At 74.2% G+C, this 25,571-nt stretch carries 23 protein-coding genes and 1 pseudogene; 11 read left to right on the top strand and 13 right to left on the bottom strand.

Going from position 1 to position 25,571, the window contains the following annotated elements; translation table 11 throughout:
- Window positions 1–2: 2 nt before the first annotated feature.
- Window positions 3–989, bottom strand: a complete 987-nt coding sequence (gene deoC, locus ACFVU7_RS39465) for a deoxyribose-phosphate aldolase (protein ID WP_079272367.1) — start codon at window positions 987–989, stop codon at window positions 3–5.
- 106 nt (window positions 990–1,095) lie between these two features.
- On the opposite strand from deoC, the gene ACFVU7_RS39470 reads away from it, so the two are divergent.
- Window positions 1,096–1,776, top strand: coding sequence for a PH domain-containing protein (locus ACFVU7_RS39470; RefSeq protein WP_375876650.1), 681 nt, complete (start codon window positions 1,096–1,098; stop codon window positions 1,774–1,776).
- Window positions 1,777–1,844: 68 nt separating this feature from the next.
- Here ACFVU7_RS39470 and ACFVU7_RS39475 read toward each other — a convergent pair whose 3' ends face one another.
- Together ACFVU7_RS39475 and ACFVU7_RS39480 are read right to left on the bottom strand one after the other, a co-directional pair.
- Complete coding sequence (locus tag ACFVU7_RS39475; RefSeq protein ID WP_049654088.1) at window positions 1,845–3,569, bottom strand: phospho-sugar mutase; 1,725 nt, start codon at window positions 3,567–3,569, stop codon at window positions 1,845–1,847.
- 190 nt (window positions 3,570–3,759) lie between these two features.
- Window positions 3,760–4,581: a purine-nucleoside phosphorylase gene (locus ACFVU7_RS39480; RefSeq protein WP_049654087.1), complete on the bottom strand. Its 822-nt coding sequence runs from the start codon at window positions 4,579–4,581 to the stop codon at window positions 3,760–3,762.
- 328 nt (window positions 4,582–4,909) lie between these two features.
- Between ACFVU7_RS39480 and ACFVU7_RS39485 the strand changes: the two genes are divergently transcribed.
- Entirely contained in the window at window positions 4,910–5,830 is a 921-nt protein-coding gene (locus ACFVU7_RS39485) for a hypothetical protein (RefSeq protein ID WP_388050912.1), read from the top strand.
- Here the strand turns inward: ACFVU7_RS39485 and ACFVU7_RS39490 are convergent.
- The gene (locus ACFVU7_RS39490) at window positions 5,797–6,234 is read right to left on the bottom strand and encodes a gamma-glutamylcyclotransferase (protein ID WP_049660023.1); all 438 of its coding nucleotides are present in this window, start codon (window positions 6,232–6,234) and stop codon (window positions 5,797–5,799) included. The genes ACFVU7_RS39485 and ACFVU7_RS39490 overlap by 34 nt on opposite strands.
- 99 nt (window positions 6,235–6,333) lie before the next feature.
- Here ACFVU7_RS39490 and ACFVU7_RS39495 point away from each other — a divergent pair, with 99 nt between their 5' ends.
- Both ACFVU7_RS39495 and ACFVU7_RS39500 read left to right on the top strand, forming a co-directional pair.
- Window positions 6,334–7,788, top strand: coding sequence for an NAD(P)H-quinone dehydrogenase (locus ACFVU7_RS39495; protein WP_049660024.1), 1,455 nt, complete (start codon window positions 6,334–6,336; stop codon window positions 7,786–7,788).
- Between the two features lie 236 nt (window positions 7,789–8,024).
- Complete coding sequence (locus ACFVU7_RS39500) at window positions 8,025–8,981, top strand: DeoR/GlpR family DNA-binding transcription regulator (protein ID WP_241853005.1); 957 nt, start codon at window positions 8,025–8,027, stop codon at window positions 8,979–8,981.
- An 81-nt stretch (window positions 8,982–9,062) separates the two neighbouring features.
- Here ACFVU7_RS39500 and ACFVU7_RS39505 read toward each other — a convergent pair whose 3' ends face one another.
- The 6 genes from ACFVU7_RS39505 to ACFVU7_RS39530 all read right to left on the bottom strand — a co-directional run bounded on the left by ACFVU7_RS39505 (window position 9,063) and on the right by ACFVU7_RS39530 (window position 14,643).
- Entirely contained in the window at window positions 9,063–10,838 is a 1,776-nt protein-coding gene (locus ACFVU7_RS39505; protein WP_049655764.1) for a biotin carboxylase N-terminal domain-containing protein, read from the bottom strand.
- A 236-nt stretch (window positions 10,839–11,074) separates the two neighbouring features.
- Entirely contained in the window at window positions 11,075–11,809 is a 735-nt protein-coding gene (locus tag ACFVU7_RS39510) for a hypothetical protein (RefSeq protein WP_049655766.1), read from the bottom strand.
- Window positions 11,810–11,876: 67 nt separating this feature from the next.
- On the bottom strand, window positions 11,877–12,479 hold the full coding sequence (locus tag ACFVU7_RS39515; RefSeq protein ID WP_074003898.1) for a nucleoside triphosphate pyrophosphatase: 603 nt from the start codon (window positions 12,477–12,479) through the stop codon (window positions 11,877–11,879).
- A 47-nt stretch (window positions 12,480–12,526) separates the two neighbouring features.
- Window positions 12,527–12,667, bottom strand: a complete 141-nt coding sequence (mmpB, locus tag ACFVU7_RS39520; RefSeq protein WP_181970605.1) for a morphogenic membrane protein MmpB — start codon at window positions 12,665–12,667, stop codon at window positions 12,527–12,529.
- A 138-nt stretch (window positions 12,668–12,805) separates the two neighbouring features.
- On the bottom strand, window positions 12,806–13,024 hold the full coding sequence (locus ACFVU7_RS39525; RefSeq protein WP_049655770.1) for an acyl-CoA carboxylase epsilon subunit: 219 nt from the start codon (window positions 13,022–13,024) through the stop codon (window positions 12,806–12,808).
- 29 nt (window positions 13,025–13,053) lie between these two features.
- A complete protein-coding gene (locus ACFVU7_RS39530; protein WP_049655771.1) occupies window positions 13,054–14,643 on the bottom strand; it encodes an acyl-CoA carboxylase subunit beta in 1,590 nt (529 codons plus the stop codon).
- 233 nt (window positions 14,644–14,876) lie between these two features.
- Here ACFVU7_RS39530 and ACFVU7_RS39535 point away from each other — a divergent pair, with 233 nt between their 5' ends.
- The 3 genes and pseudogenes from ACFVU7_RS39535 to ACFVU7_RS39545 form a co-directional block, all read left to right on the top strand.
- Entirely contained in the window at window positions 14,877–15,770 is an 894-nt protein-coding gene (locus ACFVU7_RS39535; protein ID WP_074003897.1) for a biotin--[acetyl-CoA-carboxylase] ligase, read from the top strand.
- A 173-nt stretch (window positions 15,771–15,943) separates the two neighbouring features.
- Window positions 15,944–17,068, top strand: coding sequence for an adenylate/guanylate cyclase domain-containing protein (locus ACFVU7_RS39540; protein WP_049655773.1), 1,125 nt, complete (start codon window positions 15,944–15,946; stop codon window positions 17,066–17,068).
- Between the two features lie 378 nt (window positions 17,069–17,446).
- Window positions 17,447–18,673, top strand: a pseudogene (locus ACFVU7_RS39545) (diguanylate cyclase domain-containing protein); the annotation flags it as partial.
- A gap of 623 nt (window positions 18,674–19,296) precedes the next feature.
- Here the strand turns inward: ACFVU7_RS39545 and ACFVU7_RS39550 are convergent.
- Window positions 19,297–19,917, bottom strand: a complete 621-nt coding sequence (locus tag ACFVU7_RS39550) for a TetR/AcrR family transcriptional regulator (RefSeq protein WP_388050915.1) — start codon at window positions 19,915–19,917, stop codon at window positions 19,297–19,299.
- A gap of 128 nt (window positions 19,918–20,045) precedes the next feature.
- On the opposite strand from ACFVU7_RS39550, the gene ACFVU7_RS39555 reads away from it, so the two are divergent.
- Together ACFVU7_RS39555 and hutH are read left to right on the top strand one after the other, a co-directional pair.
- Window positions 20,046–21,215 carry a macrolide family glycosyltransferase gene (locus ACFVU7_RS39555; RefSeq protein WP_388050948.1) on the top strand — a complete coding sequence of 390 codons (1,170 nt, stop codon included), beginning with the start codon at window positions 20,046–20,048 and terminating at the stop codon, window positions 21,213–21,215.
- A gap of 132 nt (window positions 21,216–21,347) precedes the next feature.
- Window positions 21,348–22,925, top strand: a complete 1,578-nt coding sequence (gene hutH / locus ACFVU7_RS39560) for a histidine ammonia-lyase (protein ID WP_107418822.1) — start codon at window positions 21,348–21,350, stop codon at window positions 22,923–22,925.
- 46 nt (window positions 22,926–22,971) lie between these two features.
- Here hutH and ACFVU7_RS39565 read toward each other — a convergent pair whose 3' ends face one another.
- Window positions 22,972–23,400 carry a hypothetical protein gene (locus tag ACFVU7_RS39565; RefSeq protein ID WP_380740738.1) on the bottom strand — a complete coding sequence of 143 codons (429 nt, stop codon included), beginning with the start codon at window positions 23,398–23,400 and terminating at the stop codon, window positions 22,972–22,974.
- Window positions 23,401–23,699: 299 nt separating this feature from the next.
- Here ACFVU7_RS39565 and ACFVU7_RS39570 point away from each other — a divergent pair, with 299 nt between their 5' ends.
- Window positions 23,700–24,569 carry a MurR/RpiR family transcriptional regulator gene (locus ACFVU7_RS39570; RefSeq protein WP_388050919.1) on the top strand — a complete coding sequence of 290 codons (870 nt, stop codon included), beginning with the start codon at window positions 23,700–23,702 and terminating at the stop codon, window positions 24,567–24,569.
- Window positions 24,570–24,638: 69 nt separating this feature from the next.
- Complete coding sequence (locus ACFVU7_RS39575; RefSeq protein WP_074003892.1) at window positions 24,639–24,962, top strand: hypothetical protein; 324 nt, start codon at window positions 24,639–24,641, stop codon at window positions 24,960–24,962.
- A 1-nt stretch (window position 24,963) separates the two neighbouring features.
- On the opposite strand, the gene ACFVU7_RS39580 is transcribed toward ACFVU7_RS39575, so the two are convergent.
- Window positions 24,964–25,536 (bottom strand): Uma2 family endonuclease, encoded by a 573-nt coding sequence (locus ACFVU7_RS39580; RefSeq protein WP_074003891.1) that lies wholly within the window; start codon window positions 25,534–25,536, stop codon window positions 24,964–24,966.
- Between the last annotated feature and the right edge of the window lie 35 nt (window positions 25,537–25,571).

Here is a 25,571-nt window from a genome sequence, read left to right on the forward strand (position 1 = left end):
GATCAGTCCACCGTCACGTAGTCGGGGCCGGAGTAGCGGCCGGTGGCCAGCTTCTGGCGCTGCATCAGCAGGTCGTTGAGCAGGCTGGAGGCGCCGAAGCGGAACCAGTGCTGGGTCAGCCAGTCGTCGCCGAGGGTCTCGTTGACCATCACCAGGTACTTCATGGCGTCCTTGGTGGTGCGGATGCCGCCGGCGGGCTTGACGCCGACCTGGACGCCGGTGGCCGCGCGGAAGTCGCGGACCGCCTCCAGCATCAGCAGGGTGACCGGCGGGGTCGCGTTGACGGCGACCTTCCCGGTGGAGGTCTTGATGAAGTCGGCGCCGGCCAGCATCGCCAGCCAGGAGACCCGGCGGACGTTGTCGTAGGTCTGGAGCTCGCCGGTCTCGAAGATCACCTTGAGGTGGGCGGAGCTGCCGTCGGGGCGCTTGCACGCCTCCTTGACGGCCACGATCTCGTTGAAGACGTCGAGGTAGCGGCCGGAGAGGAAGGCGCCGCGGTCGATCACCATGTCGATCTCGTCGGCGCCCGCGGCCACCGCGTCGGCGGTGTCGGCGAGCTTGACCGGGAGGGCGGCGCGGCCGGCCGGGAAGGCGGTGGCCACGGAGGCGACCTGGATGTCGGTGCCCTCCAGGGCGGCCTTCGCGGTGGCGACCATGTCCGGGTAGACGCAGATGGCGGCGACGCGGGGGGTGGTCGGGTCGGTCGGGTCGGGGGTCCTGCCCTTGGCGCACAGTGCGCGCACCTTGCCGACCGTGTCCGCGCCCTCCAGCGTGGTCAGGTCGATCATCGAGATCGCCAGGTCGATGGCGTACGCCTTCGCCGTGGTCTTGATCGAGCGGGTACCGAGAGCGGCGGCACGCGCCTCCAGGCCGACCTGGTCGACGCCGGGCAGGCCGTGCAGGAACCGGCGGAGCGAGGCCTCGGACGCAGCAACGTCCTGAAGGCCGCTGCCCGCAACGCCGAGGGCATTGGCTGCAACAGTGGACATAGTCACCAGAGCAGCATATCTACGCGCGTAGTGGGCCGCCAGGGCACCTGCCATTCGTGGCCGGACCGAGACCTCAGGGTGAGGGGCATGGGGCAGAATCGTCGACATGACCGATTCCGACGGCAAGCCCGGCCAGGGCCCCGCCGCCCCCGACGGGGAGCCCGAGTACGCGGACCGCGTGTACCGCTCTGTCCCCGGTGTGATCTCCGGAGTGCTGCTGCTGGTGGTCGCCGCCTGGCTGATCGGCGACGCGGTGGTGAGCGGGACGGGCAAGACGCCGTACGTCTCGCTCGCCGCGGTGCCGGTGTTCGCCTTCCCGGTGATCGCGTACACGCTGCGCCCGGCCGTGACGGCCGGCCGCGACCGGCTGGTGGTGCGCAACCCGTGGCGGACCGTCGTCGCGCCGTGGGCCTCGGTGGACGCGCTGCGCGCGGGGTACTCGGTCGAGCTGCTCGCGGGCGGGAAGAAGTTCCAGGTCTGGGCGGTGCCGGTGTCGCTGCGGCAGCGCAAGCGGGCCACCCGGGCGCAGAGCCCCAGCGCCGCCGAGCACGCCTCCCGGACCGGTCTGGGGCTGGGGATGGCCAAGCGGACCAACCCGGTCGTCCAGGGCTCGCCCGACCCCACCCGCGCCTGGTCCGACCAGGTCACCGCCGTCCTCCAGGAGCTGGCCGAGCGCAACGCCGCCCGCCCCGCCGCCGCGGGCCCGGTCGAGGTCCGCTGGTGCTGGTGGGTCATCGCCCCCACCCTGCTCGGCCTGGTCGCGCTGATCACCGTCATCGCGGTCTGACACCGCGGAAACGTAACGGAGGGGCCCGCCGGTCACGACCGGCGGGCCCCTCCACGTGTGCGCGGGGATCAGGCGGTGATGCCCGCCGCGTCGGCGAGGTCCCGCTTGACGGTGGCGAGCAGGGCGGCGGCGCGCTCGCGGACCGGGGCCAGGTCGGCGGCCGAGGCGACCGGGAGGACGACCTCCAGGTAGCACTTGAGCTTGGGCTCGGTGCCGGAGGGGCGGACCACGATGCGGGCGGAGCGGACGCCCTCGCCGGCCAGGTAGTAGCGCAGGCCGTCGGTGGGCGGCAGCTCGGCGGAGCCGGCCGACAGGTCGTCGGCGCGGGTCACCCGGAGGCCGGCCAGCACGGTCGGCGGCTGCTCGCGCAGGCGGCGCATGGCGTCGGCGATCAGCGAGAGGTCCTGGACCCGGACGGAGAGCTGGTCGGTGGCGTGCAGGCCGTGCTCCAGCGCCAGGTCGTCCAGCAGGTCGGACAGGGTGCGGCCGGACTTCTTGAGGGTGGCGGCCAGCTCGGCGACCAGCAGGGCGGCGGTGATGCCGTCCTTGTCCCGGACGCCCTGCGGGTCGACGCAGTAGCCGAGCGCCTCCTCGTAGCCGTAGCGCAGGCCCTGGGCGCGGGAGATCCACTTGAAGCCGGTCAGCGTCTCGGCGTAGCCCAGGCCCGCGGCCTCGGCGATCCGGCCGAGCAGGGTGGCGGAGACGATGGTGGTGGCGAAGGTGCCCTCGGCCTTCTTCGCGACCAGGGCCGAGCCGAGCAGCGCGCCGACCTCGTCGCCGCGCAGCATCCGCCAGCCGGAGGTGCCGTTGCCGGCGCCGGCCGCGTTGCCGTTGACGGGGACGGCCACCGCGCAGCGGTCGGCGTCCGGGTCGTTGGCGATCACGATGTCCGGGCCGACGGTGGCGGCGGTGCGGAAGGCGAGGTCCATTGCCCCCGGCTCCTCCGGGTTGGGGAAGGCCACGGTCGGGAAGTCCGGGTCGGGCTCGGCCTGCTCGGCGACCACGGTGGGCGCGGGGAAGCCGGCCCGGCGGAACGCGGCGACCAGGGTGTCGCGGCCGACGCCGTGCATCGGGGTGTAGACCACCTCCAGGTCGCGCGGGCCGTGCTCGTCGACGATGGAGACGGCCCGGTCCAGGTAGGCCTCGACGACCTCCTCGCCGAGCACCTCCCAGCCCGACGCGGCGCGCGGGACGTCGTCCAGCGAGCCGATCGCGTCGATCCTGGCGGCGATCCCGGCGTCGGCCGGCGGGACGATCTGCGAGCCGTCGCCCAGGTAGACCTTGTAGCCGTTGTCCTGCGGCGGGTTGTGGCTGGCGGTGACGGTGACGCCGGCGGCCGCGCCCAGGTGGCGGACGGCGAAGGCGAGTACCGGGGTCGGCAGCGGGCGCGGCAGCAGCGCGGCGCGCAGGCCGGCGCCGACCACCACGGCCGCGGTGTCGCGGGCGAAGTCGTACGACTTGTGGCGGGCGTCGTAGCCGATGACGACCAGGTCGCCCAGGCCCTGCTGCTTGACGTACGCGACCAGGCCGGCGGCGGCCCGGATCACCACGGCGCGGTTCATCCGCATCGGACCGGCACCGAGTTCGCCGCGCAGGCCGGCGGTGCCGAACTGGAGCCGGTCGGAGAAGCGCTCGGCGAGCTCCGCCCAGGCGAGCTTGCCGTCGGTCTCGACCTCCGGGGCCTCGGCCCGGGCCAGCAGGGCGGCGAGCTCCTCGCGGGTCTGCGGGTCGGGGTCCTCGGCCAGCCAGGTCCGGGCCCGGGCGAGGAGGTCGGTGGTGGGTGCCTGCGTCATGCCAGCTCCATGGGGACGTGCGTCGGTGTGTCGGCCGGAGGTTCCGCTGTGGGTCGGGAGGGTTCCGCTGGGACCGGAGGGTTCCGCAAGGAAGGGGGTCGCGCATGCGGACGGGGCCCACGGGAGGGCGTGATCAGCGGATCACGCCGCCCGTGGGCCCCGTCAGTCATGATTCTGCGCCCGCCGGGCGTCAGATCCGCTCAAGGACCTTCGCCAGCAGCTCGCCCATGCGCTCGGCGGAGGCCTTGCCGGCCTCCAGCACCTCGGCGTGGTTGAGCGGCTCGCCGGTCATGCCGGCGGCCAGGTTGGTGACCAGGGAGATGCCGAGCACCTCGCTGCCGGCCTCGCGGGCGGCGATGGCCTCCAGGGTGGTGGACATGCCGACCAGCTCGCCGCCGATGACCCGGGCCATGTTGACCTCGGCCGGGGTCTCGTAGTGCGGGCCGCGGAACTGGACGTAGACGGCCTCGTCCAGGGACGGGTCGATCTCGCGGCAGAGCTCGCGCAGGCGCTTGGAGTACAGGTCGGTGAGGTCGACGAAGTTCGCGCCGACGATCGGGGAGTCCGCCGTCAGGTTGATGTGGTCGCTGATCAGGACCGGCTGACCCGGGGTCCAGCCCTGGCGCAGGCCGCCACAGCCGTTGGTCAGCACGATGATGCCGCAGCCGGCCGCGGCGGCGGTGCGCACGCCGTGGACGACGGTGGCCACGCCGTGGCCCTCGTAGTAGTGGTTGCGGCCGAGGAAGATCAGGGCGCGCTTGTCGCCGATCTTCACCGAACGGATCGTGCCGGCGTGGCCGGCGACGGCGGGGGCGGGGAAGCCCGGGAGCTCGGTGACCGGGAACTCGGCCACGGTCTCGCCCAGGGCGTCGGCGGCCGGCACCCAGCCGGAGCCCATCACCAGGGCGACGTCGTGCCGCTCGGCACCGGTCAGCTCGCGCAGGCGCTCGGCGGCGGCCTGGGCGGCGGCGTAGGGGTCGGCGGAGACGACCGACTGAGGAGAAGCGTTCACGGGTCAGAGGATAGACGGGTTTCGGCTACGCGCGTAGAAATTCAGCCGCGGCATGCCGGATCGTTACCCGGTTGACCCGAAAACACAGCTCGGTGACGCTTTTCGGGTGAGCGGGCCGTCGGATCGCACACAACCCGGGTGCCGCGCCGGGCCTTTCCCTCCGGGCGGTCGCTTCGTGCGCGTGCCGTCGTGGCCCGTTTCCCGGCGGGCCGGTCCGGGGCCGGCGGCGTTACGGTGACGGTCGGGGCCCGAGCGGCCGAGGGGGCCGATCCTTCGTCGCCGGTCCGGTCCGCGGCTCCGGCGGGGTACCAGGACGGGGTCGACCGCCATGGGGAACACGGACAGCCGGTACCCGCCGCCCGCGGCGCCGCCCGGGCCCGCGCCGGTGGACCTGGCGGCCCGGGTGGACGCGTTCACCGCGGACTTCTTCCCGAGCGGCCGGTACACCGTGCCGGGCGCGGCCCAGCGCCGGGCGGTGGCCGACGGCGTGCTCGGCGCGCTGGACGGCCGGACCGGGGAGGCCGAACGGGCGCTGGCCCGGGCCGGGTACCGGATCACCGGCTTCACCGAGGCCGTGACCGGCCGCCCGGTCACCGAGATCGCCGAGACGGGCGCGACCGCCTCCGACGACGGCGGCACCGGGGACGGCCGCGGCTGGGGCCGGGTCTACCTGGACCGCTCGGCCCGCCCCGCCTGGTCCGTACAGGTGCCCCACCCGGCCTCGGACGTCCGCACCGAGGCGCTCGGGGTGGAGCTGTTCCGGGCCGTGCCGGGCGGCGTGCTGGTGCTCGCCGGGGCGCACCGCCGGGCCGGGGCGGACGGCTCCTCGGACGTCGCGCACCGCAGCGACACCGTCTTCGCCGCCGTGGTCGAGGCGCTCACCCTGCGCGGCCTGCCCGGCATCCAGCTGCACGGCTTCGGCGCGGCCAGTCTGCCCGGGCGGGACGCGGTGGTCTCCAGCGGCGCCGGGCGGCCGGGCCCGGCCGCCGAGCTGACCGCCGCGGGGCTCGGCGGGGCCGGCCTCGTGGTCCGCCGGGCCTGGCGGGAGCCGGGTGCGCGGCTGGCCGGCGCCACCAACGTGGCCGGCCTGTTCGCGGCCGGGCTCGGGGTGCCGTGGCTGCACGTCGAACTGGCGTACGGGGTGCGCGCCGACCCGGCCCGGCGCGCGGCGGTGGCGCGGGTGCTCGCGGCGACCGTGCGCGGCTGGGACGCGGATCAGCAGGGGCGGCGGCGCAGGTCCATCACGTAGTCGTGCGGTGCGCCGGCGCTCTCCGCGGCGTCGGCGACCAGGCCGAGGTAGCGGGCCGCGGGCAGGCCGCCCTCGTAGTCGTTGAGCACGTACGTCCAGACCGGGATGTCCCCGTCCAGGGTCTGCGCGCGCAGCTTGATCTTGCGGTAGATGCCGAGCTGGACGCCCTCCCAGCGGTCCAGGCCCTCCTCGTCCATCGGCGCGACGTCGTACAGGGAGACGAAGACCTGGTCCTTCTCGTCCTCGACCACGGTGGCCAGCGAGCCCTCCCAACCCAGCTGCTCGCCACCGAAGGTGAGCCGCCATCCGGCTAGCCACCCCGTGCCGCGCAGCGGGGAGTGCGGGGCTCGGCGGGTCATCTGCCGGGCATCGAGGTTGGTGGCATACGCGGCGTAAAGGGGCATGGGGGCCAGGGTAGCCCGGGCGGCGGGCGGGCCGGGGCGACTGGACGAACGTACGGGAGCCCCGACCCCGGCGTGGCGGCGCCGCGGGCGTGCGGGACAATGGGGAACGTGACTCGGATCGTGATCATCGGTGGCGGACCCGGCGGCTACGAGGCGGCCCTGGTCGCCGCACAGCTCGGCGCGGAGGTGACCGTCGTCGACACCGACGGTCTGGGCGGATCGGCGGTGCTCACGGACTGCGTTCCGTCGAAGACCCTGATCGCGACCGCGGAGGTGATGACCACCTTCGACAGCTCGTACGAGGAGCTGGGCATCCTGGTCGCGGACGACACCCCGCCCGTCGAGCAGGCGGCCCGGGTGATCGGCGTGGACCTGGGCAAGGTCAACCGCCGTGTGAAGCGCCTGGCGATCGCGCAGTCCCACGACATCACCCAGTCCGTCACCCGGGCCGGCGTCACCGTGCTGCGCGGCCGCGGCCGGCTCGGCACCGGCGGGCAGGCCGTGGACGGCTCCCGCGAGGTGCTGGTGGACGCGCCCGACGGCACCGTGCAGTCGCTGCACGCCGACGCGGTGCTGATCGCCACCGGCGCCCACCCGCGCGAGCTGCCGGACGCCCAGCCGGACGGCGAGCGGATCCTCACCTGGACCCAGGTGTACGACCTGGAGGAGCTGCCCCGCGAGCTGATCGTGGTCGGCTCCGGTGTGACCGGCGCCGAGTTCGCCGGCGCGTACCAGGCGCTCGGCTCCAAGGTGACCCTGGTGTCCAGCCGCGACCGGGTGCTGCCGGGCGAGGACCCGGACGCCGCCGAGGTGCTGGAGGACGTCTTCCGCCGCCGCGGCATGAACGTCATGGGCCGCTCGCGCGCCGAGAGCGTCAAGCGGATCGGCGACCGGGTCGAGGTCATGCTGGCCGACGGCAAGGTGATCGAGGGCACCCACTGCCTGATGGCGGTCGGCTCCGTCCCCAACACCTCCGAGATGGGCCTGGAGGAGGCCGGGGTCAAGCTCAACGACTGGGGCCAGATCCAGGTCGACCGGGTCTCCCGCACCACCGCCCCCGGCGTGTACGCGGCGGGCGACTGCACCGGCGTCTTCATGCTCGCCTCGGTGGCGGCCATGCAGGGCCGGATCGCGATGTACCACGCGCTCGGCGACGCGGTGCAGCCGCTGAACCTCAAGACCGTGGCCTCCAACGTCTTCACCGACCCGGAGATCGCCACCGTCGGCTACACGGCGGCCGACGTGGAGTGCGGCAAGATGGACGCCGTCGTGGTCAAGCTCCCGCTGCGCGGCAACCCGCGGGCGAAGATGCAGGGCATCCGGGACGGCTTCGTGAAGCTGTTCTGCCGCCCGGGCACCGGCATCGTGGTCGGCGGCGTGGTCGTCGCCCCGCGGGCCAGCGAGCTGATCCACCCGATCTCGCTCGCGGTGGACGCCAATCTGACGGTCGAACAGGTGGCCAGCGCCTTCACCGTCTACCCGTCCGTCTCCGGCTCGACCGCCGAGGCCGCCCGGCAGCTGCACATCCGCAAGCGGGTCGACGGCGAATCCTGAGCGTCCGGCGCACAGTTGAGGGCGGTTGCCGATCGGCGACCGCCCTTCGCGCGGGCATGGCCGTCACCCGGACGGCGGGCGCAGTTCCGGGCCATTGACGGCGCGTATTCTACGGTCACGCGCCGCTCGTGCGTGAGCAATTCCCGCTACTAGCTGCAAACGCCTGAAAGCAGACGGTCACGCAGGTTACCGTCGGTTCTGTGTTTGCAGCAGAACGTCGCCAGTTGATCCTCGAAATGGTGCGCGCCAACGGAGCCGTCTCGCTCCGGGAGTTGGCCCGCGTCGTCCAGACCTCCGAAGTGACCGTGCGCCGTGACGTGCGGGCGCTGGAGGCAGAAGGGCTCCTCGACCGCCGGCACGGCGGCGCGGTGCTCCCCGGCGGCTTCAGCCGCGAACCCGGATACCCGCAGAAGACCCACCTGTCCGCGGCGGAGAAGAGCGCCATCGCGGACTTCGCCGCCGGCCTGGTGGAGGAGGGGGACGCGGTGGTGGTCGGCGCCGGCACCACCACCCAGGAGCTGGCCCGCCGGCTGGCCCGGGTGCCCGGGCTGACGGTGGTCACCAACTCGCTGCTGGTCGCCCAGGCCCTGGCGCACGCCAACCGGGTCGAGGTGGTGATGACCGGTGGCACCCTGCGCGGCTCCAACTACGCGCTGGTGGGCAGCGGCGCGGAGCAGTCCCTGCAGGGGTTGAGGGTCAACAAGGCCTTCATCTCCGGCAGCGGTCTGACGGCCGAGCGCGGGCTGTCGACGGCGAACATGCTGTCCGCGAGCGTGGACCGGGCCATGGTGCTGGCGGCCGCCGAGGTGATCGTCCTCGCCGACCACACCAAGCTCGGCGCGGCCGGCATGTTCCAGACCGTCGCCACCGAGACCATCACCCGCCTGGTCACCGACGAGCAGGCCACCGCGGACGACAGCACCGTCCGCGAGCTGGACGCGCTCGCCGACTGCGGGGTGCAGGTCGACCTGGCCCCGCTGGGCGCCGGACCGGGCGGTGACGCCCCGGTGCACGGCACCGGCAGCGGCCCGATGCACCAGCCCCAGCCCGGCCCGATGGCCCGCCGCGGCGGCCCGCCCCCCGGCGGCGCCCCGCTGCCCGGCCAGCGCCGCCCCGGCGCGCACGGCGGGCCCGTCGCCCCGGGCGGCATGCCCGCCAGGCTGGCCGAACTGGGCCTGCCGCGCGGGCGCTGAGCCCGTACGGTCCGCGGAAACGGGACCGGTCCGCACACCCCCCCGAGGGGCGTACGGACCGGTCCGGGGTCAGGGACGGTGTCAGTCCTTGATCTCGCAGAGCGCGGCGCCGCTGCTGACGCTCGCGCCGACCTCGGCCTTGAGGCCGGTGACGGTGCCCGCCTTGTGGGCGTTCAGCGGCTGCTCCATCTTCATCGCCTCCAGGACCACGATCAGCTCGCCCTCGGCGACGACCTGGCCCTCCTCCACGGCGACCTTGACGATGGTGCCCTGCATCGGCGAGGCCAGGGTGTCGCCGCTGACGGCCGAGCCGGCCTTCTTGGCGCCCACCCGGCGCTTGGCCTTGGCGGAGCCCGCGGCACCGGCCGCCGGGGCCGCCGTGACGCCCAGCGAGGACGGCAGCGAGACCTCGATCCGCTTGCCGCCGACCTCGACCACCACGGTCTCCCGGGTCTCGGCCTCCTCGCCGTCACCGGCCGCGCCGGCGAACGGCGGGATGGTGTTGTCGAACTCGGTCTCGATCCACCGGGTGAAGACCGTGAACGGCCCGTCGCCGCCGTGCACCTCGGGCGCGAACGCCGGGTCGGTGACGACCGCCCGGTGGAACGGGATGGCGGTGGCCATGCCCTCCACCTTGAACTCGGCCAGCGCGCGGCGGGCCCGCTCCAGGGCCTGCTTGCGGTCGCGGCCGCTGACGACCAGCTTGGCCAGCAGCGAGTCCCAGGCCGGGCCGATGACCGAGCCGGTCTCCACGCCCGAGTCCAGGCGCACGCCCGGGCCGGACGGCGGGGCGAACAGCGTCACGGTGCCGGGCGCGGGCAGGAAGTTCCGGCCCGGGTCCTCGCCGTTGATGCGGAACTCGAAGGAGTGGCCGCGGACCTCGGGGTCGCCGTAGCCGAGCTCCTCGCCGTCGGCGATCCGGAACATCTCGCGGACCAGGTCGAGGCCGGTGACCTCCTCGGTGACCGGGTGCTCCACCTGGAGACGGGTGTTGACCTCCAGGAAGGAGATCGTGCCGTCCAGCGCGACCAGGAACTCGCAGGTCCCGGCGCCCTCGTAGCCGGCCTCCTTCAGGATGGCCTTGGACGCCCGGTACAGCTCGGCGTTCTGCTCGGCGGTCAGGAACGGCGCGGGCGCCTCCTCGACCAGCTTCTGGTGGCGGCGCTGGAGCGAGCAGTCACGGGTGGAGACGACCACCACGTTGCCGTGCTTGTCGGCCAGGCACTGGGTCTCCACGTGCCGCGGGTTGTCCAGGTAGCGCTCGACGAAGCACTCGCCGCGGCCGAAGGCGGCGACGGCCTCGCGCACCGCGGACTCGTACAGCTCGGGGATCTCCTCCAGCGTGCGGGCGACCTTGAGGCCGCGTCCGCCGCCGCCGAAGGCCGCCTTGATGGCGACCGGCAGGCCGTGCTCCCGGGCGAAGACGACGACCTCGTCGGCGCCCGAGACCGGGTCCGGCGTGCCGGCCACCAGCGGGGCACCGGCCCGCTGGGCGACGTGCCGGGCGGTCACCTTGTCGCCGAGGTCGCGGATGGCCTGCGGCGGCGGGCCGATCCAGATCAGACCCGCGTCGAGGACGGCCTGGGCGAAGTCGGCGTTCTCCGACAGGAACCCGTAGCCGGGGTGGACGGCGTCCGCACCGGAGTCGGCGGCCGCCTTGAGGACCTTGGCGATGTCCAGGTAGCTGGTAGCGGGGGTGTCACCGCCCAGCGCGTAAGCCTCGTCGGCCGCGCGGACGTGCAGCGCATCCCGGTCCGGCTCGGCGTAGACGGCGACGCTGGCGATACCGGCGTCCGAGCAGGCACGGGCGACGCGGACAGCGATTTCCCCGCGGTTGGCGATGAGCACCTTGCGCACTGTGGCTCCCTTCTTGAACCTCGTTGAGTTTATGGATTCCTGGGCAGTACCGGCGAGTAGCCCCGGGTTGTGAACTATCCCACACGCTCGGTGATGGGTTTTCCGGGCCCGTGGGCGGCCCCGTGGACGACGTCGCAGGTCGGCGCCGGTCCGCCCGGATCGGCGGGGGCCACAGCGGGTGACCGGCCCGCGGCGCGGCGGGAGGGTGGCATGGGCCACAGTCTCGCGCGGGCCGCTCAAGCGGCGCCGGAGCGGGCGGCGGGCCGCCGCAGCGCCTCGGCCGTCACGTCGGCCGCCACCTCGACCATGTCCGGCCCGTACGCCTCCGGGTTGACCACCCGCAGGACGAGCGCGAAGGTGCCGTCCTGCCCGTGCCTCCGGGCGAGTTCGCGGTGGTGCGCGACCAGGTAGCGCACCCCGGCCTGGTTGGCGGTGCCGGTCTGGCCGGAGACCAGGAACACCGGGCGGCCGCCGTCAGGGGTGGCGATCCGGGCGAGCAGGACGTGCGTCTCGTCCGGGCCGGCGGTGAAGTCCCGCTCGCCCACCACGAGGACGTTGCTGCCCGGGCCCGGCCCCGAGGTGATCAGCACGCCCGGCAGGCCCCAGGCCAGGTGCGCGGCCATCCGCTCGTTGCTGACCGGACCGCCCAGGCACAGCTCGGTCTTGGCGCCCAGGCCGCGGTGCGCGGCGTCGTGGGCCACCAGCTCGGGCCGCGCCCCGCACTCCTCGACCAGCCCGGCCAGCCACATCAGCGCGTACGCGTCGCGCCGGGTCACGGTGTGGGCGTGCGAGCCCGTCCCGATGCTGCGCGGCACCACGATCAGGCACTCGCTGCCGCCCGGCAGCCCGAAGAACGCCCGCACCCGCTCGACCCTGCGGCGCCGCCGCAGCGCCTGGGCGAGCCAGCCGAGGCCGGCGCTGATCGCGCTGGCCACCAGGCCGAGCACCACGTTGAGCACGCTGTCGGTCATCTGCCGCGTCCCCTCCCCCCGTTCGAACGCCGGTCAGCTTAGGGGCACCGCCGCGGTGTTCGGGAGGTCAGTTCGCCCACAGATCCGTGATGCGCACGTCGAGGTCGGCGAGCAGCCGGCGCAGCAGCGGCAGGGAGAGGCCGATGACGTTGCCCGGGTCGCCGTCGATGCCGTCGATGAACGGCGCGGAGCGGCCGTCCAGGGTGAACGCCCCGGCCACGTACAGCGGTTCGCCGGAGGCCACGTACGCGGCGATCTCGGCGTCGTCCGGGGTACCGAAGCGGACGGTGGTGGAGGCGGTGGCCGAGGACTGCCGGCCGGTCGCGGTGTCGATCACGCAGTGGCCGGTGCGCAGCACGCCGGAACGCCCGCGCATCGACTGCCAGCGGGCCAGCGCCTCGGTGGCGTCGGCGGGCTTGCCGAGGGCCCGGCCGTCCAGTTCCAGGACGGAGTCGCAGCCGATCACCAGCTCGCCGTCGGCGAGTTCGGCGGCGACGGCCTTCGCCTTGGCCTCGGCCAGGACGAGGGCGAGCTCGGCGGGGGTGGCGGCGGTGATCGCGTCCTCGTCGACGCCGCTGACCACCACGCGCGGGTCGAGGCCCGCCTGGCGCAGCAGCCCGAGGCGGGCGGGGGAGGCGGAGGCGAGGACGAGGGGGCGCTGGTCGGTCATGTCCACCAGCGTAGGGGGTGCCGGTGTCCGCCGTTCGGGTGAACGGCTCAGGTGAAGGAGCGGGAGATCATGATCAGCACGGCGCCGACCAGCACGAGGGCGGCGAGCACCTTGCCGGCCCGCTGCATCCGCTCCTGCATCCGACGGGCCTCGGGCGAGGGCTCGTCACGGGGGTCTGACCAGAGCACCCGTCCAGAGTGCGCCGCGCGGGGGTGCGGGCGCCTGAGTATCCGTACTCAGGTTTCGGGCAAAGCGGGCGCCGGGCGCCCGGTACGGCACGGAGGGGGAGGGCGGCGGGGCCGTCCTCCCCCTCCACGCCGCGCAGTTCAGTGCGCCCAGCCCGAGGTCCGCCAGGCGTTCGGGCCCGGACGGGCGGCGAGACGGAGCCGGCGGGCGCGGTCGCCCCAGGGGGAGTCCGGGCCGGCGCCGGCCCTGCGGGCCGCCTCGGCGGCGGCCTGTGCGGCGGCGGCCCGGGCCTGGACCACCGCCAGGACGGTGGCCAGCTCCTCGGGGGTCGGCTGCCCGTGCAGCACGTGGATCGACATGGCTGGTTCTCTCCCGACAGGGACGGGGCCTACAGGGGGATGTTGCCGTGCTTCTTCGGCGGCAGCACCTCGCGCTTGCCGCGCAGCGCCCGCAGGCCGCGGACGATGTGCCGGCGGGTCTCGCTCGGCGCGATCACCGCGTCCACGTAGCCGCGTTCGGCGGCCAGGTAGGGGTTCAGCAGGGTTTCCTCGTACGAGGCGATCAGCTCGGCCCGCTTCTCCTCGGCGGTGCCGGCCGCCTCGGCCTCGGCGATCTCCCGGCGGTGCAGGATGTTGACCGCGCCCTGCGCGCCCATCACGGCGATCTGCGCGGTGGGCCAGGCCAGGTTGAGGTCGGCGCCCAGGTGCTTGGAGCCCATGACGTCGTAGGCGCCGCCGAAGGCCTTGCGGGTGATCACGGTGATCAGCGGGACGGTGGCCTCGGCGTAGGCGTAGATCAGCTTGGCGCCGCGCCGGATGATGCCGTCCCACTCCTGCTCGGTGCCGGGCAGGAAGCCGGGCACGTCCACGAAGGTCAGCACCGGGACGTTGAAGGAGTCGCAGGTGCGGATGAAGCGGGCGGCCTTCTCGCTGGCGTTGATGTCCAGGCAGCCGGCCAGGTCCATCGGCTGGCTGCCGACGATGCCGACGGACTGGCCCTCGACCCGGCCGAAGCCGGTGATGATGTTGCCCGCGAACAGCGGCTGGGTCTCCAGGAACTCGCCGTCGTCGACGATGTGCTCGATCACCTTGCGCATGTCGTACGGCTGGTTCGCCGAGTCCGGCACGATGGTGTCGAGTTCGAGGTCCTGCGCTGTGACGGTGAGGTCGGCCTGCTCGGGGTAGGACGGCGGGTCGCTCAGGTTGTTGGAGGGCAGGTACGAGAGCAGGCTCTTGACGTACTCGATCGCCTCCTTCTCGTCCGCGGCCAGGTAGTGGGCGTTGCCCGACTTGGTGTTGTGGGTGCGCGCGCCGCCCAGCTCCTCCATCGCGACGTCCTCGCCGGTGACGGTCTTGATCACGTCGGGGCCGGTGATGAACATGTGCGAGGTCCGGTCGGCCATCACCACGAAGTCGGTGATCGCGGGGGAGTACACCGCGCCGCCCGCGCAGGGGCCCATGATCAGCGAGATCTGCGGGATGACGCCGGAGGCGTGCACGTTGCGGCGGAAGATCTCGCCGTACAGGCCGAGCGAGACCACGCCCTCCTGGATCCGGGCGCCGCCGGAGTCGTTGATGCCGATGACCGGGCAGCCGGTCTTCAGCGCGAAGTCCATCACCTTGACGATCTTCTCGCCGAAGACCTCGCCGAGCGAGCCGCCGAAGACGGTGAAGTCCTGGGCGAACACGGCGACCTGGCGGCCGTCCACGGTGCCGTAGCCGGTCACCACGCCGTCGCCGTACGGCCGGTTCCTCTCCTGGCCGAAGTTGGTCGAGCGGTGCCGGGCGAACTCGTCGAACTCCACGAAGGAGTCCTCGTCCAGCAGTTCCACGACCCGTTCACGGGCGGTCAGCTTGCCCTTGGCGTGCTGCTTCTCCACGGCCTTGGACGAGCCGGAGTGCACCGCCTCGTCCAGCCTGCGCCGCAGGTCGGCGAGCTTGCCGGCGGTGGTGTGGGGGTCGTACGGCGCCTCGGTCATCCGGTGGCTCTCCCTGATCCATGGCCGCGACCTGTTTCGAGTGCGCGCGGGGCCGGGTGGTGGGCCCGCGCATGAGGGCAGGGCGGCGCTACGAACTACCGCTGGGTAGCGTAGCCAGCGCGGAGGGCTATCCGGCACGTCCCGGCGTCATGACCATCGACACAGTTCTGTTGACGGGTGTTCTGCGGGACGATGGGGCGGCCTACGTCCCGGACCCGCTCTAGGGTTTTCCCATGACCGCACCCGAGACCCCCCGCCGCAGCGGACTGCGCGGCTTCGGCCACGCCGGACCGTCGCCCTGGACCGACCTGGACCGTCCGCCGCTGGACGAGGAGGCGCTGCGCCGCGACCTGCTCGTCCCGGGCGGCCTGTGGACCTCCCTGGACGTCGTCGCCGAGACCGGCTCCACCAACAGCGACCTCGCCGCCCGGGCCGCGGCGGGCGCCGGGCAGGGCGCGGTGCTGGTGGCCGAGGCGCAGAGCGCCGCCCGCGGCCGGCTGGACCGGCGGTGGACCGCCCCGCCCCGCTCCGGGCTGTTCCTGTCCCTCCTGCTGCGCCCCGAGGAGGTGCCGGTCGAGCGGTACGGCTGGCTGCCGATCCTGGTCGGGGTGGCCGCGGCCAGCACGCTGGGCCGGGTCGCCGGGGTCGAGGTCGGGCTGAAGTGGCCCAACGACCTCCAGACGGAGATCGACGGCGCGGAGCGCAAGCTCGGCGGCGTCCTCACCGAGCTGGCCGGCGGCGCGGTGGTGGTCGGCATGGGCCTCAACGTCTCGCTGCGCGCGGAGGAGCTGCCCGTCCCCACCGCGGCCTCGCTCGCGCTGGCCGGCGCCACGACCACCGACCGGGGCACCCTGCTGCGCGCCCTGCTGCGCGAACTCGCCGAGCTGTACCGGGAGTGGACGGCCGCCGCGGGCGACCCGCACGCCAGCGACCTGCTGCGCGCCTACGTGGACCGCTGCACCACGCTCGGCCGCCAGGTGAAGGTGCACCTGCCGGGCGACCGCGAGCTGGTCGGCGAGGCCGTCGCGGTGGACGGCGACGGGCGGCTGGTGGTCCGCACACCCGACGGCGTACGCCGGGCGGTCGGCGCGGGCGACGTCGTCCACGTACGCCCCGAGCCCCGCTGAACGGCACTCTTCACCTCTCCTTGACCCGGGCTGATGCCCCGGATCCGACGATTCCGTGCGAACATTCCACCTGGCAGCGGTGTGAGGCGCGCCACTGCCCGCCCGGGTGGCGGAGTGCGCGCCCGGACAGGTAGGACACGAGGCGAGTGCGGCGATCGCACGGGGACGGACCGGTGGCAGAGGACGGCAGCAGCGGCGCGACGGCGGGCAGCAACGACCCCACGGTCGCGCTCGAACTGGAGCGCCTGATCCTGGACGCGCCGCGCCGCTACACCCCGTACCAGGCCGCGCGCGCCGCCGACGTCCCGATGGAGCTGGCCACCCGCTTCTGGCGCGCCATGGGCTTCCCCGACATCGGGCAGTCCCGGGCGCTCACCGACGGCGACGTGATCGCGCTGCGGCGGCTGGCCGGCCTGGTCGAGTCCGGGCTGCTCAGCGAGTCGATGGCGATCCAGGTGGCCCGCTCCACCGGCCAGACCACGGCCCGGCTGGCCGGCTGGCAGATGGACACCTTCCTGGAGAACCTCACCCAGGCCGTCGAGCCCGGGCTGACCCGCGCCGACGTCGCGTACCCGCTGGTCGAGCTGCTGCTGCCGGAGCTGGAGCAGTTCCTGGTGTACGTCTGGCGGCGCCAGCTGGCGGCCGTCACCGGCCGGGTGGTGCAGGCCGCCGAGGACCACGAGATCACCAGCGGGCGGCTCGCCGTCGGCTTCGCCGACCTGGTCGGCTTCACCCGGCTGTCCCGGCGGCTGGAGGAGGAGGAGCTCGGCGAGCTGGTCGAGACCTTCGAGAACACCTGCTCGGACCTGATCGCCGGCCAGGGCGGCCGGGTGATCAAGACGCTCGGCGACGAGATCCTCTACGTCTCCGAGGACCCGGCGACCGCCGCCGAGATCGCGCTGAGCCTGATCGAGGCGCTGGCCGGGGACGACACCATCCCGCCGCTGCGGGTCGGCATGGCCTTCGGCACGGTCACCTCGCGGATGGGCGACGTCTTCGGCACCACCGTCAACCTGGCGAGCCGGCTCACCTCGATCGCGCCCAAGGACGCGGTGCTGATCGACGGTGAGTTCGCCGCCGCGCTGGAGCAGAACGGCAGCGTCGCCCCGGCCGACGCGGAGGGGCCCGGCCTGGCCGAGGCGCTGTCGGCCGCGGCCGGGATGCCCGCCTCCGGGCTGCCGATCCCGGGACCGGACGCCGGGGCGCGGTTCCACCTGCAGCCGATGTGGCGGCGGCCGGTGCGGGGGCTCGGCCTGGTCGAGCCGTGGCTGCTCACCCGGCGGCTGAAGGCCGAGTAGCGCCCGCGCGCGGGGCCGTAGGCGGGTGGTGGCCGTACGCGGTGGTGGCCGTACGCGGGTGGCGCGCGTACGGCGGGCCCGCGCGGGGAAGACGCATCCGGTGGACGTACGGGGAGGCGCGCGCTTCGGCCGTCCGCGGGCAGACGCATGCGGTGACGGCGTTCGTGGGCACGCTTCCCCACGGCGGACGGGCGGTTGCGGGTGCTGAACGGTTGAAACCCGTACGTTCTGCTGCGGGTCCGCCCGGGCAAACGGGGCATAAGCGAACGAAACCGCCCTAGTCTTGGTGCAAGCGGCCGGTCGGGTGCGGCCGGCCGACGGGGGTCCGGCAGGACCGAGCACAGGGAGCGAGGCGAGCCGGTGAGCAGTGAGGCGATCATGACGGACCGCGACTGCGACTGCGGCGGCTCGCGGCACTCCGACCCGCTGCCCGACCTGAGACTGCAGTCCGTGGTCGAGCTGGCCCAGGACATGGCCGCCGCGCTCACCCCGCTGGAGGCCGTCCGGGCCGCCGCCGCCCGGGCCACCGAGGCGCTCGGCGCCACCATGGCCGCCGTCTCCGTCTGGGACCGCGAGTCCGGCCGGCTGCGGGTGCTGGTCAACCACGGCGACCTCGCCCCGGGCGAGGAGGAGCTGCCCGAGGACGAGTCGTACCCGGTCGCCGACTTCCCCGAGATCGTCACGTACCTGGAGGAGCGCTGGACCACCGGGCGGCTGCCGCGCGCCTGGCTGCAGAGCGCCGAGAACAGCGTGCAGCACGCCGGGCACGCCCACCCGACGGCCGGCGCGTACTGCCAGGAGCGCGCCGCGGCGCTGCGCCGGCGCGGGCGGGCCTGCTGCGTGGTCGCGCCGGTCGTGCTGCACGGCCAGGCCTGGGGCGAGCTGTACCTCGCCCGGTCGGCCGGGATGCCCGAGTTCACCGAGGCCGACGCCGACTACGCGACCCTGCTCGCCGCCCAGGTCTCCGCCGGGCTGGCGCAGACCGAGCGCCTCGCCGACCTGCGCAGGCTCGCCTTCTCCGACCCGCTCACCGGCCTGGCCAACCGGCGCGCCGTCGACGCCCGGCTGGAGAGCGCGCTGGAGGCGCACAACCGGGACAACACCGTGGTCTCCCTGGTGGTCTGCGACGTCAACGGACTGAAGCGGGTCAACGACCAGCTCGGCCACGAGATGGGCGACCGGCTGCTGGAGCGGTTCGCCCACCAGCTCTCGCTGGCCGCCGCCAAGCTCCCCGGCAGCCTCGCCGCCCGGCTCGGCGGCGACGAGTTCTGCCTGTTCGTGGAGGGGCAGAAGGCCGACGAGGTGGTCTCCGTCGCCGAGGAGCTGTGCGCCCGGGCGCTCGCGCTCTCCGAGGGCGAGGGCGTGGCCTGCGGGGTCGCCTCCACCGGGGACTCGATCGGGCCCGTCACCACCCCCGACCGGCTGTTCCGGCTCGCCGACGCCGCCCAGTACCGGGCCAAGGCCGCCCGGGCCGCCCACCCCGTCGTCGCCGGGCGCAGCCACGGCCCCGGCTTCTCGCCCGACCCCACCGTGCTGCTCGCCGACGCCGCCGACCCGCACCACCGGGCGGACGGGCGGCGCGGGCCGAACGGCCGGGCCGGGGCGGGCGACCGGCGGCGGTTCCGCGGCGCCGCCCACAGCGCCGACCCCGGGCAGCTGCTCACCGCCGTGCTCGCCTCCCTCGACCAGGCCGCCACGGCCCGGGCCGTCCACCCCGCGGACACCCTCGGCAAGCTGGTCGTCGTCGCCGAGGCCTCCGCCCGGCTGCTGGACGCCGTCGGCTGGTGGGTCTCGTACGTCCCGCCCGGCTCCCACCTCATGCGCACCGCCCAGCACGCCGTCTACCGGATGACCAGCGGCCCCAGCAGCGTCCGCGCGGAGACCCAGCGGGCCCAGATCGAGGCCCCCGACGCGGTCTTCGACCTCCGGCACTACCCGATGACCCGCCGCGCCGTCCGCGGCGGCTCCTTCGCGCTGCGGGCGGGCGCGGCCGGCAACGACCCGGCGGAGGAGGCGATGCTCGTCGTCTCCGGGTACCGGGGCATGGTCGCCGCGGGCGGCCAGAACCCGGCCGGCGGCTGGCTGGTGGAGCTCTTCGCCGACGACGCGACGCTGCCGCTGGGACAGGCCGCCTCCGCCATGCGCGCCCTGGTCTCGGTCGCCCTGGCGGGGCCGGCCTCGCCGCCGGTGGTCTGAGGGACCGGCCGCGGTGGTGGCCGTCCGCTGGTTCAGGCGCCGGAACCGCCGTCGGCAGGCGGCGGGTTGAGGGCCCGCAGGGCGGCGTCGACCAGGCGGTCGGCGTGCTCGTGGGTGAGCGGGCCGAGCCGGTACTGCCAGCGGTAGTAGAGCGGGCCGTAGACGATTTCGACGGCCAGGTCGAGGTCGGTGTCGGGGGCGATCTGGCCGGCCTCGCGGGCGCTGCGGAGGCGGTCGCGGGTGACGGCCAGCAGGGGGTCCAGCAGGCGGGTGCGGTGCTCGGCCTGCAGTGCCGGGTCGTTGAGGATCTCCGCCATGATCGCCCGGTAGGTGCGGTCGGTGTCCGGGTCGGCCAGCTCGTCGCTGGTGGGGCGCAGGACGGCGCGGAGGTCGGCGGCGAGGTCGCCGGTGTCGGGGAGCGCGATGCCGCCCTCGTGCTCGCCGGCGGCGAGGAAGGCGTCGAAGACCACGGCGCCCTTGGAGGGCCACCACCGGTAGATGGTCTGCTTGCCGACGCCGGCCCGGGCGGCGATCGCCTCGATGGTCAGCCTGCCGTAGCCGATCTCGGCGACGAGTTCGGTGGTGGCGGCGAGGACGGCGGAGTGCGCGCGCTCGCTGCGTCGGGCGGGGTCGGGAGCTGTTCTGGAGGCCATGGAAAAAATTCTATGCGAAACAACGAGACGAGACGTATTGTCTTCCCATGCCATCGCGAGACGGATCGTCTCGTCTCATCCCCCGTTCCCCGGAGGTGCCCGTGAACCGCCCCCCCGCACACATCCTGATGGTCTCCATTCCCGCTCATGGGCATGTCAATCCCAGTCTCGCGGTGATCACCGAGCTGGTCGCCCGGGGCCACCGGGTCAGCTACGTCAACGACCCCTCCTTCCGGGAGGTCGTCGAGTCCACCGGCGCGACCTTCGTCCCGTACCCGACCAAGCTGCCGCTCACCGACGACCCGGCCGGCTGGCCGTCGGACCTGGTGGCGATCCAGGAGGTGTTCCTGGACGACACGCTGTCGATGTGGCCCGTCCTGCTGGAGGCCTTCGAGGACGACCGCCCCGACCTGGTGCTCTACGACATCGGCGGCTTCGCCGGGCGGGCGCTCGGCGAGCGGCTGGGCGTGCCGGTGGTGCAGCTGTCGCCCGCCTTCGTCGGCTGGGAGGGCTTCGAGGAGGACCTCGCGGCGATGTTCGAGCCGATGCGCAACGGCCCGGGCGGCCCCGAGCACTACCGCCGGTACGCCGACTGGCTGGTCGAGGCGGGCGCGGTGCAGCGCGACGTGGAGGGCTTCAAGAACCGCCCCGAGCGGTGCGTCGCGCTCGTCCCGCGCGCCCTCCAGCCCAACGTCGACCGGGTCGACGAGCGGCGGATCAGCTTCGTCGGGCCCTGTTTCGGCGACCGCGCCCACCAGGGCGAGTGGCAGCGGCCGGAAGGCGCCGAGAAGGTGCTGCTGGTCTCGCTCGGCTCGGCCTTCACCCACCAGCCCGCCTTCTACCGGGCCTGCGTGGAGGCCTTCGGCGACCTGCCGGGCTGGCACACCGTGCTCCAGGTCGGCAAGCACACCGACCTGGCCGAGCTCGGCGAGGTGCCGGACACCGTCGAGGTGCACCGGTGGGTGCCCCAGCTGTCGGTGCTCTCCCAGGCGGACGCCTTCGTCACCCACGCGGGCATGGGCGGCTCCAGCGAGGGGCTGTTCCACGCCGTGCCGATGATCGCGGTGCCGCAGGCCGCCGACCAGTTCGCCAACGCGGACGCCCTGGTCGGCCTCGGCGTCGCCCGCCGGCTGGACACCGAGCAGGCCACCGCGGAGGCGCTGCGCGCCGCCCTGCTGGAGCTGACCGGCGACCCGGCGGTGGCCGAGCGGCTGGCCGAGCTGTCCGCCGCCGGCCGGGCCGAGGGCGGCACCACCCGGGCCGCGGACCTGATCGAGGCCGAGCTGCGCGTGTCGTGACGCCGCCCGTGCCGTGATGCGGGGGGCGATAGGGGGCCGCGGTGTGCGGCGCCGATCCGGAGGGCGGAGAATCCGGATGGCGAGCACCTGTTGTCATATCTTCATTCACCTGATGAGATGGTGTATATGGATATGCACAGTGCTGTGGCCCCCGACGCTCCGCTGGTCCTGGTCGGCAAGGCCGACGTCGGTGCCGAGGACGTCCTGGCCGTCGCCCGGGGGAACGCCCGGGTCGAGATCGGTCCCGACGCGCTGGCCGAGATGGCGGCCGCCCGTGCGCGGATCGACGCCCTCGCGGCCGAGCCGCGCCCCGTCTACGGCGTGTCGACCGGCTTCGGCGCGCTCGCCGTGCGCCACATCAGCCCCGAGCTGCGCGCCCAGCTGCAGCGGTCGCTGGTGCGCTCGCACGCCGCCGGCATGGGGCCGGCGGTCGAGCGCGAGGTGGTCCGCGCGCTGGTGTTCCTGCGGATGAAGACGCTGGCCTCCGGCCGTACCGGCGTCCGGCCGCTGGTCGCGCAGACCATGGCCGCCCTGCTCAACGCGGGCATCACCCCGGTGGTGCGGGAGTTCGGCTCGCTCGGCTGCTCCGGCGACCTCGCGCCGCTCTCGCACTGCGCGCTGGTCCTGATGGGCGAGGGCACCGCCACCGGCCCGGACGGCGTGGAGAAGCCCGCCGCCGAGCTGCTCGCCGCCGCCGGCATCGAGCCCGTCGAGCTGCTGGAGAAGGAGGGCCTCGCCCTCATCAACGGCACCGACGGCATGCTCGGCATGCTGGTGATGGCCATCGCCGACCTCCAGCGGCTGTTCACCACCGCCGACATCACCGCCGCGATGAGCCTGGAGGCGCTGCTCGGCACCGACAAGGTGCTCGCCCCCGAGCTGCACGCCCCGATCCGCCCGCACCCGGGCCAGGCGCTGAGCGCCGCCAACATGCTCGCCGTCCTCAAGGACTCCGGCCTCACCGGCCACCACCAGGACGACGCCCCGCGGGTCCAGGACGCCTACTCGATCCGCTGCGCCCCGCAGGTGGCCGGCGCCGGCCGGGACACCCTGGCGCACGCCCAGCTGGTCGCCGCGCGCGAGCTGGCCGCCTCGGTCGACAACCCGGTGGTGCTGCCGGACGGCCGGGTGGAGTCCAACGGCAACTTCCACGGCGCCCCGGTCGCGTACGTGCTGGACTTCCTCGCCATCGCCGCCGCCGACCTCGGCTCGATCTCCGAGCGCCGCACCGACCGGCTGCTCGACAAGGCCCGCTCGCACGGCCTGCCGGCCTTCCTGGCCGACGACCCGGGCGTGGACTCCGGCCTGATGATCGCCCAGTACACCCAGGCGGCGCTGGTCAGCGAGAACAAGCGGCTCGCCGTCCCGGCCTCGGTCGACTCGATCCCGTCCTCCGCGATGCAGGAGGACCACGTGTCGATGGGCTGGTCGGCCGCGCGCAAGCTGCGCCAGGCGGTGGCCAACCTCGGCCGCATCCTGGCCGTCGAACTGACCGCCTCCGCCCGCGCGCTGGAGATCCGCCGGCAGGCCGACGGGGCCGGCGGGCTCGCCCCGGCCACCGCGGCCGCGCTGGCCGCCGCCCGCGAGGCGGGGGTCGGCGGCGCCGGCCGCGACCGCTTCCTCTCGCCGGACCTGGAGGCCGCCGCCGAACTGGTCGCCTCCGGCGAGCTGGTGCGCGCGGTCGAGCGGGTCACCGGCCCGCTGGCCTGACGTCCGTCCGACCGGGCCGATGGCGCCGCCGCGGGGTGACGGGGACTCAGTCCCAGTCGTCGCTCCGTGGCGAGCGCTCCCCGCGGCCCCCGCGGTTGCGCAGCTCGCCCAGGGCGGCGGCCAGGTTGACCCCGACGATGCCCGCCCAGCAGACCACCAGGCCGGCGAAGCCGCCGCTCTCCGGACTGCCCGCGATCGCCGTCAGCGGGACGCCGATGACCAGCGAGGTCACCGCGAGCCCGGCGTTGGAACGCTTGCCGAAGCCCGGACGACGGGAGTGGCCCCGGTGCCGGAAACGCGGCTCGTCGTCGTCCAGCCGCTTGGCCACCGAGCGCTCGACCCGGGCGTCCAGACGGGCGTCGAGCCGCCTCATGAAGGAGTCGACGAGTTCGTCCTCGTACTCCTTGCCGAGCTCCTTGCGGGCCTGGAGGGTGGCGTCGAGGTCGCGCCGCAGTTCGTCCTGACGAGTGTCCATAGGACCAGAGTGGGGCCGCGGGGGCGTCCGGTCCATCCGTTCGCGGGAGGAATCCGGGCGGGCTCAGGGAGAAATCAGGGTTGCCCCGCCCCGGCCCGGGTCTGTCCGACCCCGGCCCGGGTTTGCCCGATCCCGGCTCAGGTCTGTCCGACCCCGGCCCACCCGGCCCGGACCACCGCCGGGCCGTCCGACCCGCGGGGCGTCCCAGCGGACGTCCCGCCGTACGAGACGTCTTTGCCAGGCGCCGCCCGCTCCTGCACAGTCGTCGTCCGAACCGCACGCACCCGGAGGTACCGCTGATGACCGCCACCGACGAGGCCGGCAGCGTCGGCCCCTCCGCCCGGCTGCTCCAGCTCTTCGAGGGGCACCGGCTGACGCCGACCCAGCGCCGGATCGCCCACTCGCTGGTGCGGCACGCCACCGAGGCGCCGTTCCTGTCCAGCGTGGAGGTCGCCGAACTCGCGGGCGTCAGCCAGCCGTCCGTCACCCGCTTCGCGGTCGCGCTCGGCTACGACGGCTACCCGGCGCTGCGCAAACAGCTGCGCGAACTCGGCGGCGGCGAACCGGCCGCGCCGGAGACCCCGGACGACGCGGTGCGCAACGAGCACCAGCAGGCCGTCCTCGCCGAGATCGCCCACCTGCGCCACCTCGCCGAACTCCTCGCCGACCCGGAGCCGATCATCCGGGCCGCCCGGCTGCTCGCCGCCTCCCGCCCGCTGCCGGTGCTCGGCCTGCGGGCCGCCTCGGCGCAGGCGCGCGGCTTCGCCTACTTCGCGGCCAAGGTGCACCCGGACATCAGGCTGCTGGACGAGGGCGGCAGCATGCTCGCCGACCGGCTGGAGCAGGCCCGGGCGGCCGGCGCCAGCGCGCTGCTCTGCTTCGCCCTGCCGCGCTACCCGCGGGAGCTGATGGACGCGCTGACGGTGGCCCGCGAGTGCGGGCTGACGGTGCTGACCGTCGCCGACAGCGCCTTCGCGCCGGTCGCCAAGCTGTCCGACCTGATGCTGCCGGCCGCCGTCGGCACCGGGCTGGTCTTCGACACCGCGTGCGCGCCGATGATGCTCGGCCGGGTGCTGCTGCAGTCCATGTGCGACGAACTCCCGGGTGCGGAGGCCCGGTTGGAGGCGATCGAGCAGTCGGCGGCGGCACGCGGACTCTTCCTGGAATAACCGCGGCCCGCGGCGGCGGGGGAGTAGCCGCCACGAACCCGGGCATCCCCCCTGCAGGGGGTGCCGCCCATGCGCGTGATCCACGAGATGAAGTTCGTCGCCCGCCTCTCCTCGGGTGCCGACGAATGGTCCTGCCCCACCTGCGGACGCCGCGTCACCCTGCGGCGCCTGCCCGAACCCGAACTGACCGTCCTCGACCCGGGCGACGAGTCCGCCGTCCACGTCGGCGTCATCGAACCCGACGCCCGCGCCGCCGCGGCCGCCGAGAAGTACGGCCTCGGCCCCGTCCAGAACATCCCCCGCCCGCCATCCCCGCCCACCCCCGACGCCGACGACCGCCGCTGGCTCGCCGAGATCGGCATCGACTGGGACGGCGGCGACGCCGCGGCGTGACTCAGGCGCGCGGCGCGTACAGCGGAAGGCCGGAGGTGTCCAGCTCGGCGGGCAGCGGTGCGGGCAGCGGGACGGGCTCGCCGTACTTGCCGAGCAGGATGCCCTGGTACGCCCCGTCGCGGGGGTGGGTGTGGAGCGCCCAGGTGCCGTTGCGAGGGTCGAGTGCGAGCAGGGCCGGGGCGCCGGCGCTCGCGTACCAGTCCGTCTTGGTGGAGACGGCCTTCACACCCTCCGAGTTGGAGATCACCTCGACGACGAGGGCCGCCTCGTGGGGGTCGGCGAGCCACCGGTCGTCGTTCTCCCAGTCGACGGGGAGGACGATCAGGTCGGGCGTGGCGTAGTCCTCGTCGTTGCCCGGCATGTAGATGGACGACACCTCGTAGGCGCCCAGGTCGGCGGGCAGTCGGGGGTCCAGCTGGATGCGCAGCCGTCGGACGGTTCCCGCGTGCTTGCCGCGAGGGGTCGGGGACATCACCAGGGTTCCTCCGATGATCTGGACGCGAAGTCCCGTGCTCTCCTCGATCTCCTCCGCCGCATCCCGGAGTCTGCCGGGCCGCACGGTGATGGCCGTCATCGTGTCCTCCGCTCTCTGGTGCTGGGCCGAGTGGC

Source organism: Kitasatospora sp. NPDC058046 (assembly GCF_042885595.1).
GTDB lineage: Bacteria > Actinomycetota > Actinomycetes > Streptomycetales > Streptomycetaceae > Kitasatospora.

Coding starts and splice junctions, on each gene's coding strand:
- deoC (WP_079272367.1), bottom strand. CDS start 989: ATGTCCACTGTTGCAGCCAATGCCCTCGGCGTTGCGGGCAGCGGCCTT.
- ACFVU7_RS39470 (WP_375876650.1), top strand. CDS start 1,096: ATGACCGATTCCGACGGCAAGCCCGGCCAGGGCCCCGCCGCCCCCGAC.
- ACFVU7_RS39475 (WP_049654088.1), bottom strand. CDS start 3,569: ATGACGCAGGCACCCACCACCGACCTCCTCGCCCGGGCCCGGACCTGG.
- ACFVU7_RS39485 (WP_388050912.1), top strand. CDS start 4,910: ATGGGGAACACGGACAGCCGGTACCCGCCGCCCGCGGCGCCGCCCGGG.
- ACFVU7_RS39490 (WP_049660023.1), bottom strand. CDS start 6,234: ATGCCCCTTTACGCCGCGTATGCCACCAACCTCGATGCCCGGCAGATG.
- ACFVU7_RS39495 (WP_049660024.1), top strand. CDS start 6,334: ATGGGGAACGTGACTCGGATCGTGATCATCGGTGGCGGACCCGGCGGC.
- ACFVU7_RS39500 (WP_241853005.1), top strand. CDS start 8,025: ATGGTGCGCGCCAACGGAGCCGTCTCGCTCCGGGAGTTGGCCCGCGTC.
- ACFVU7_RS39510 (WP_049655766.1), bottom strand. CDS start 11,809: ATGACCGACAGCGTGCTCAACGTGGTGCTCGGCCTGGTGGCCAGCGCG.
- ACFVU7_RS39515 (WP_074003898.1), bottom strand. CDS start 12,479: ATGACCGACCAGCGCCCCCTCGTCCTCGCCTCCGCCTCCCCCGCCCGC.
- ACFVU7_RS39525 (WP_049655770.1), bottom strand. CDS start 13,024: ATGTCGATCCACGTGCTGCACGGGCAGCCGACCCCCGAGGAGCTGGCC.
- ACFVU7_RS39530 (WP_049655771.1), bottom strand. CDS start 14,643: ATGACCGAGGCGCCGTACGACCCCCACACCACCGCCGGCAAGCTCGCC.
- ACFVU7_RS39535 (WP_074003897.1), top strand. CDS start 14,877: ATGACCGCACCCGAGACCCCCCGCCGCAGCGGACTGCGCGGCTTCGGC.
- ACFVU7_RS39550 (WP_388050915.1), bottom strand. CDS start 19,917: ATGGCCTCCAGAACAGCTCCCGACCCCGCCCGACGCAGCGAGCGCGCG.
- ACFVU7_RS39555 (WP_388050948.1), top strand. CDS start 20,046: ATGGTCTCCATTCCCGCTCATGGGCATGTCAATCCCAGTCTCGCGGTG.
- hutH (WP_107418822.1), top strand. CDS start 21,348: ATGCACAGTGCTGTGGCCCCCGACGCTCCGCTGGTCCTGGTCGGCAAG.
- ACFVU7_RS39565 (WP_380740738.1), bottom strand. CDS start 23,400: ATGGACACTCGTCAGGACGAACTGCGGCGCGACCTCGACGCCACCCTC.
- ACFVU7_RS39570 (WP_388050919.1), top strand. CDS start 23,700: ATGACCGCCACCGACGAGGCCGGCAGCGTCGGCCCCTCCGCCCGGCTG.
- ACFVU7_RS39575 (WP_074003892.1), top strand. CDS start 24,639: ATGCGCGTGATCCACGAGATGAAGTTCGTCGCCCGCCTCTCCTCGGGT.
- ACFVU7_RS39580 (WP_074003891.1), bottom strand. CDS start 25,536: ATGACGGCCATCACCGTGCGGCCCGGCAGACTCCGGGATGCGGCGGAG.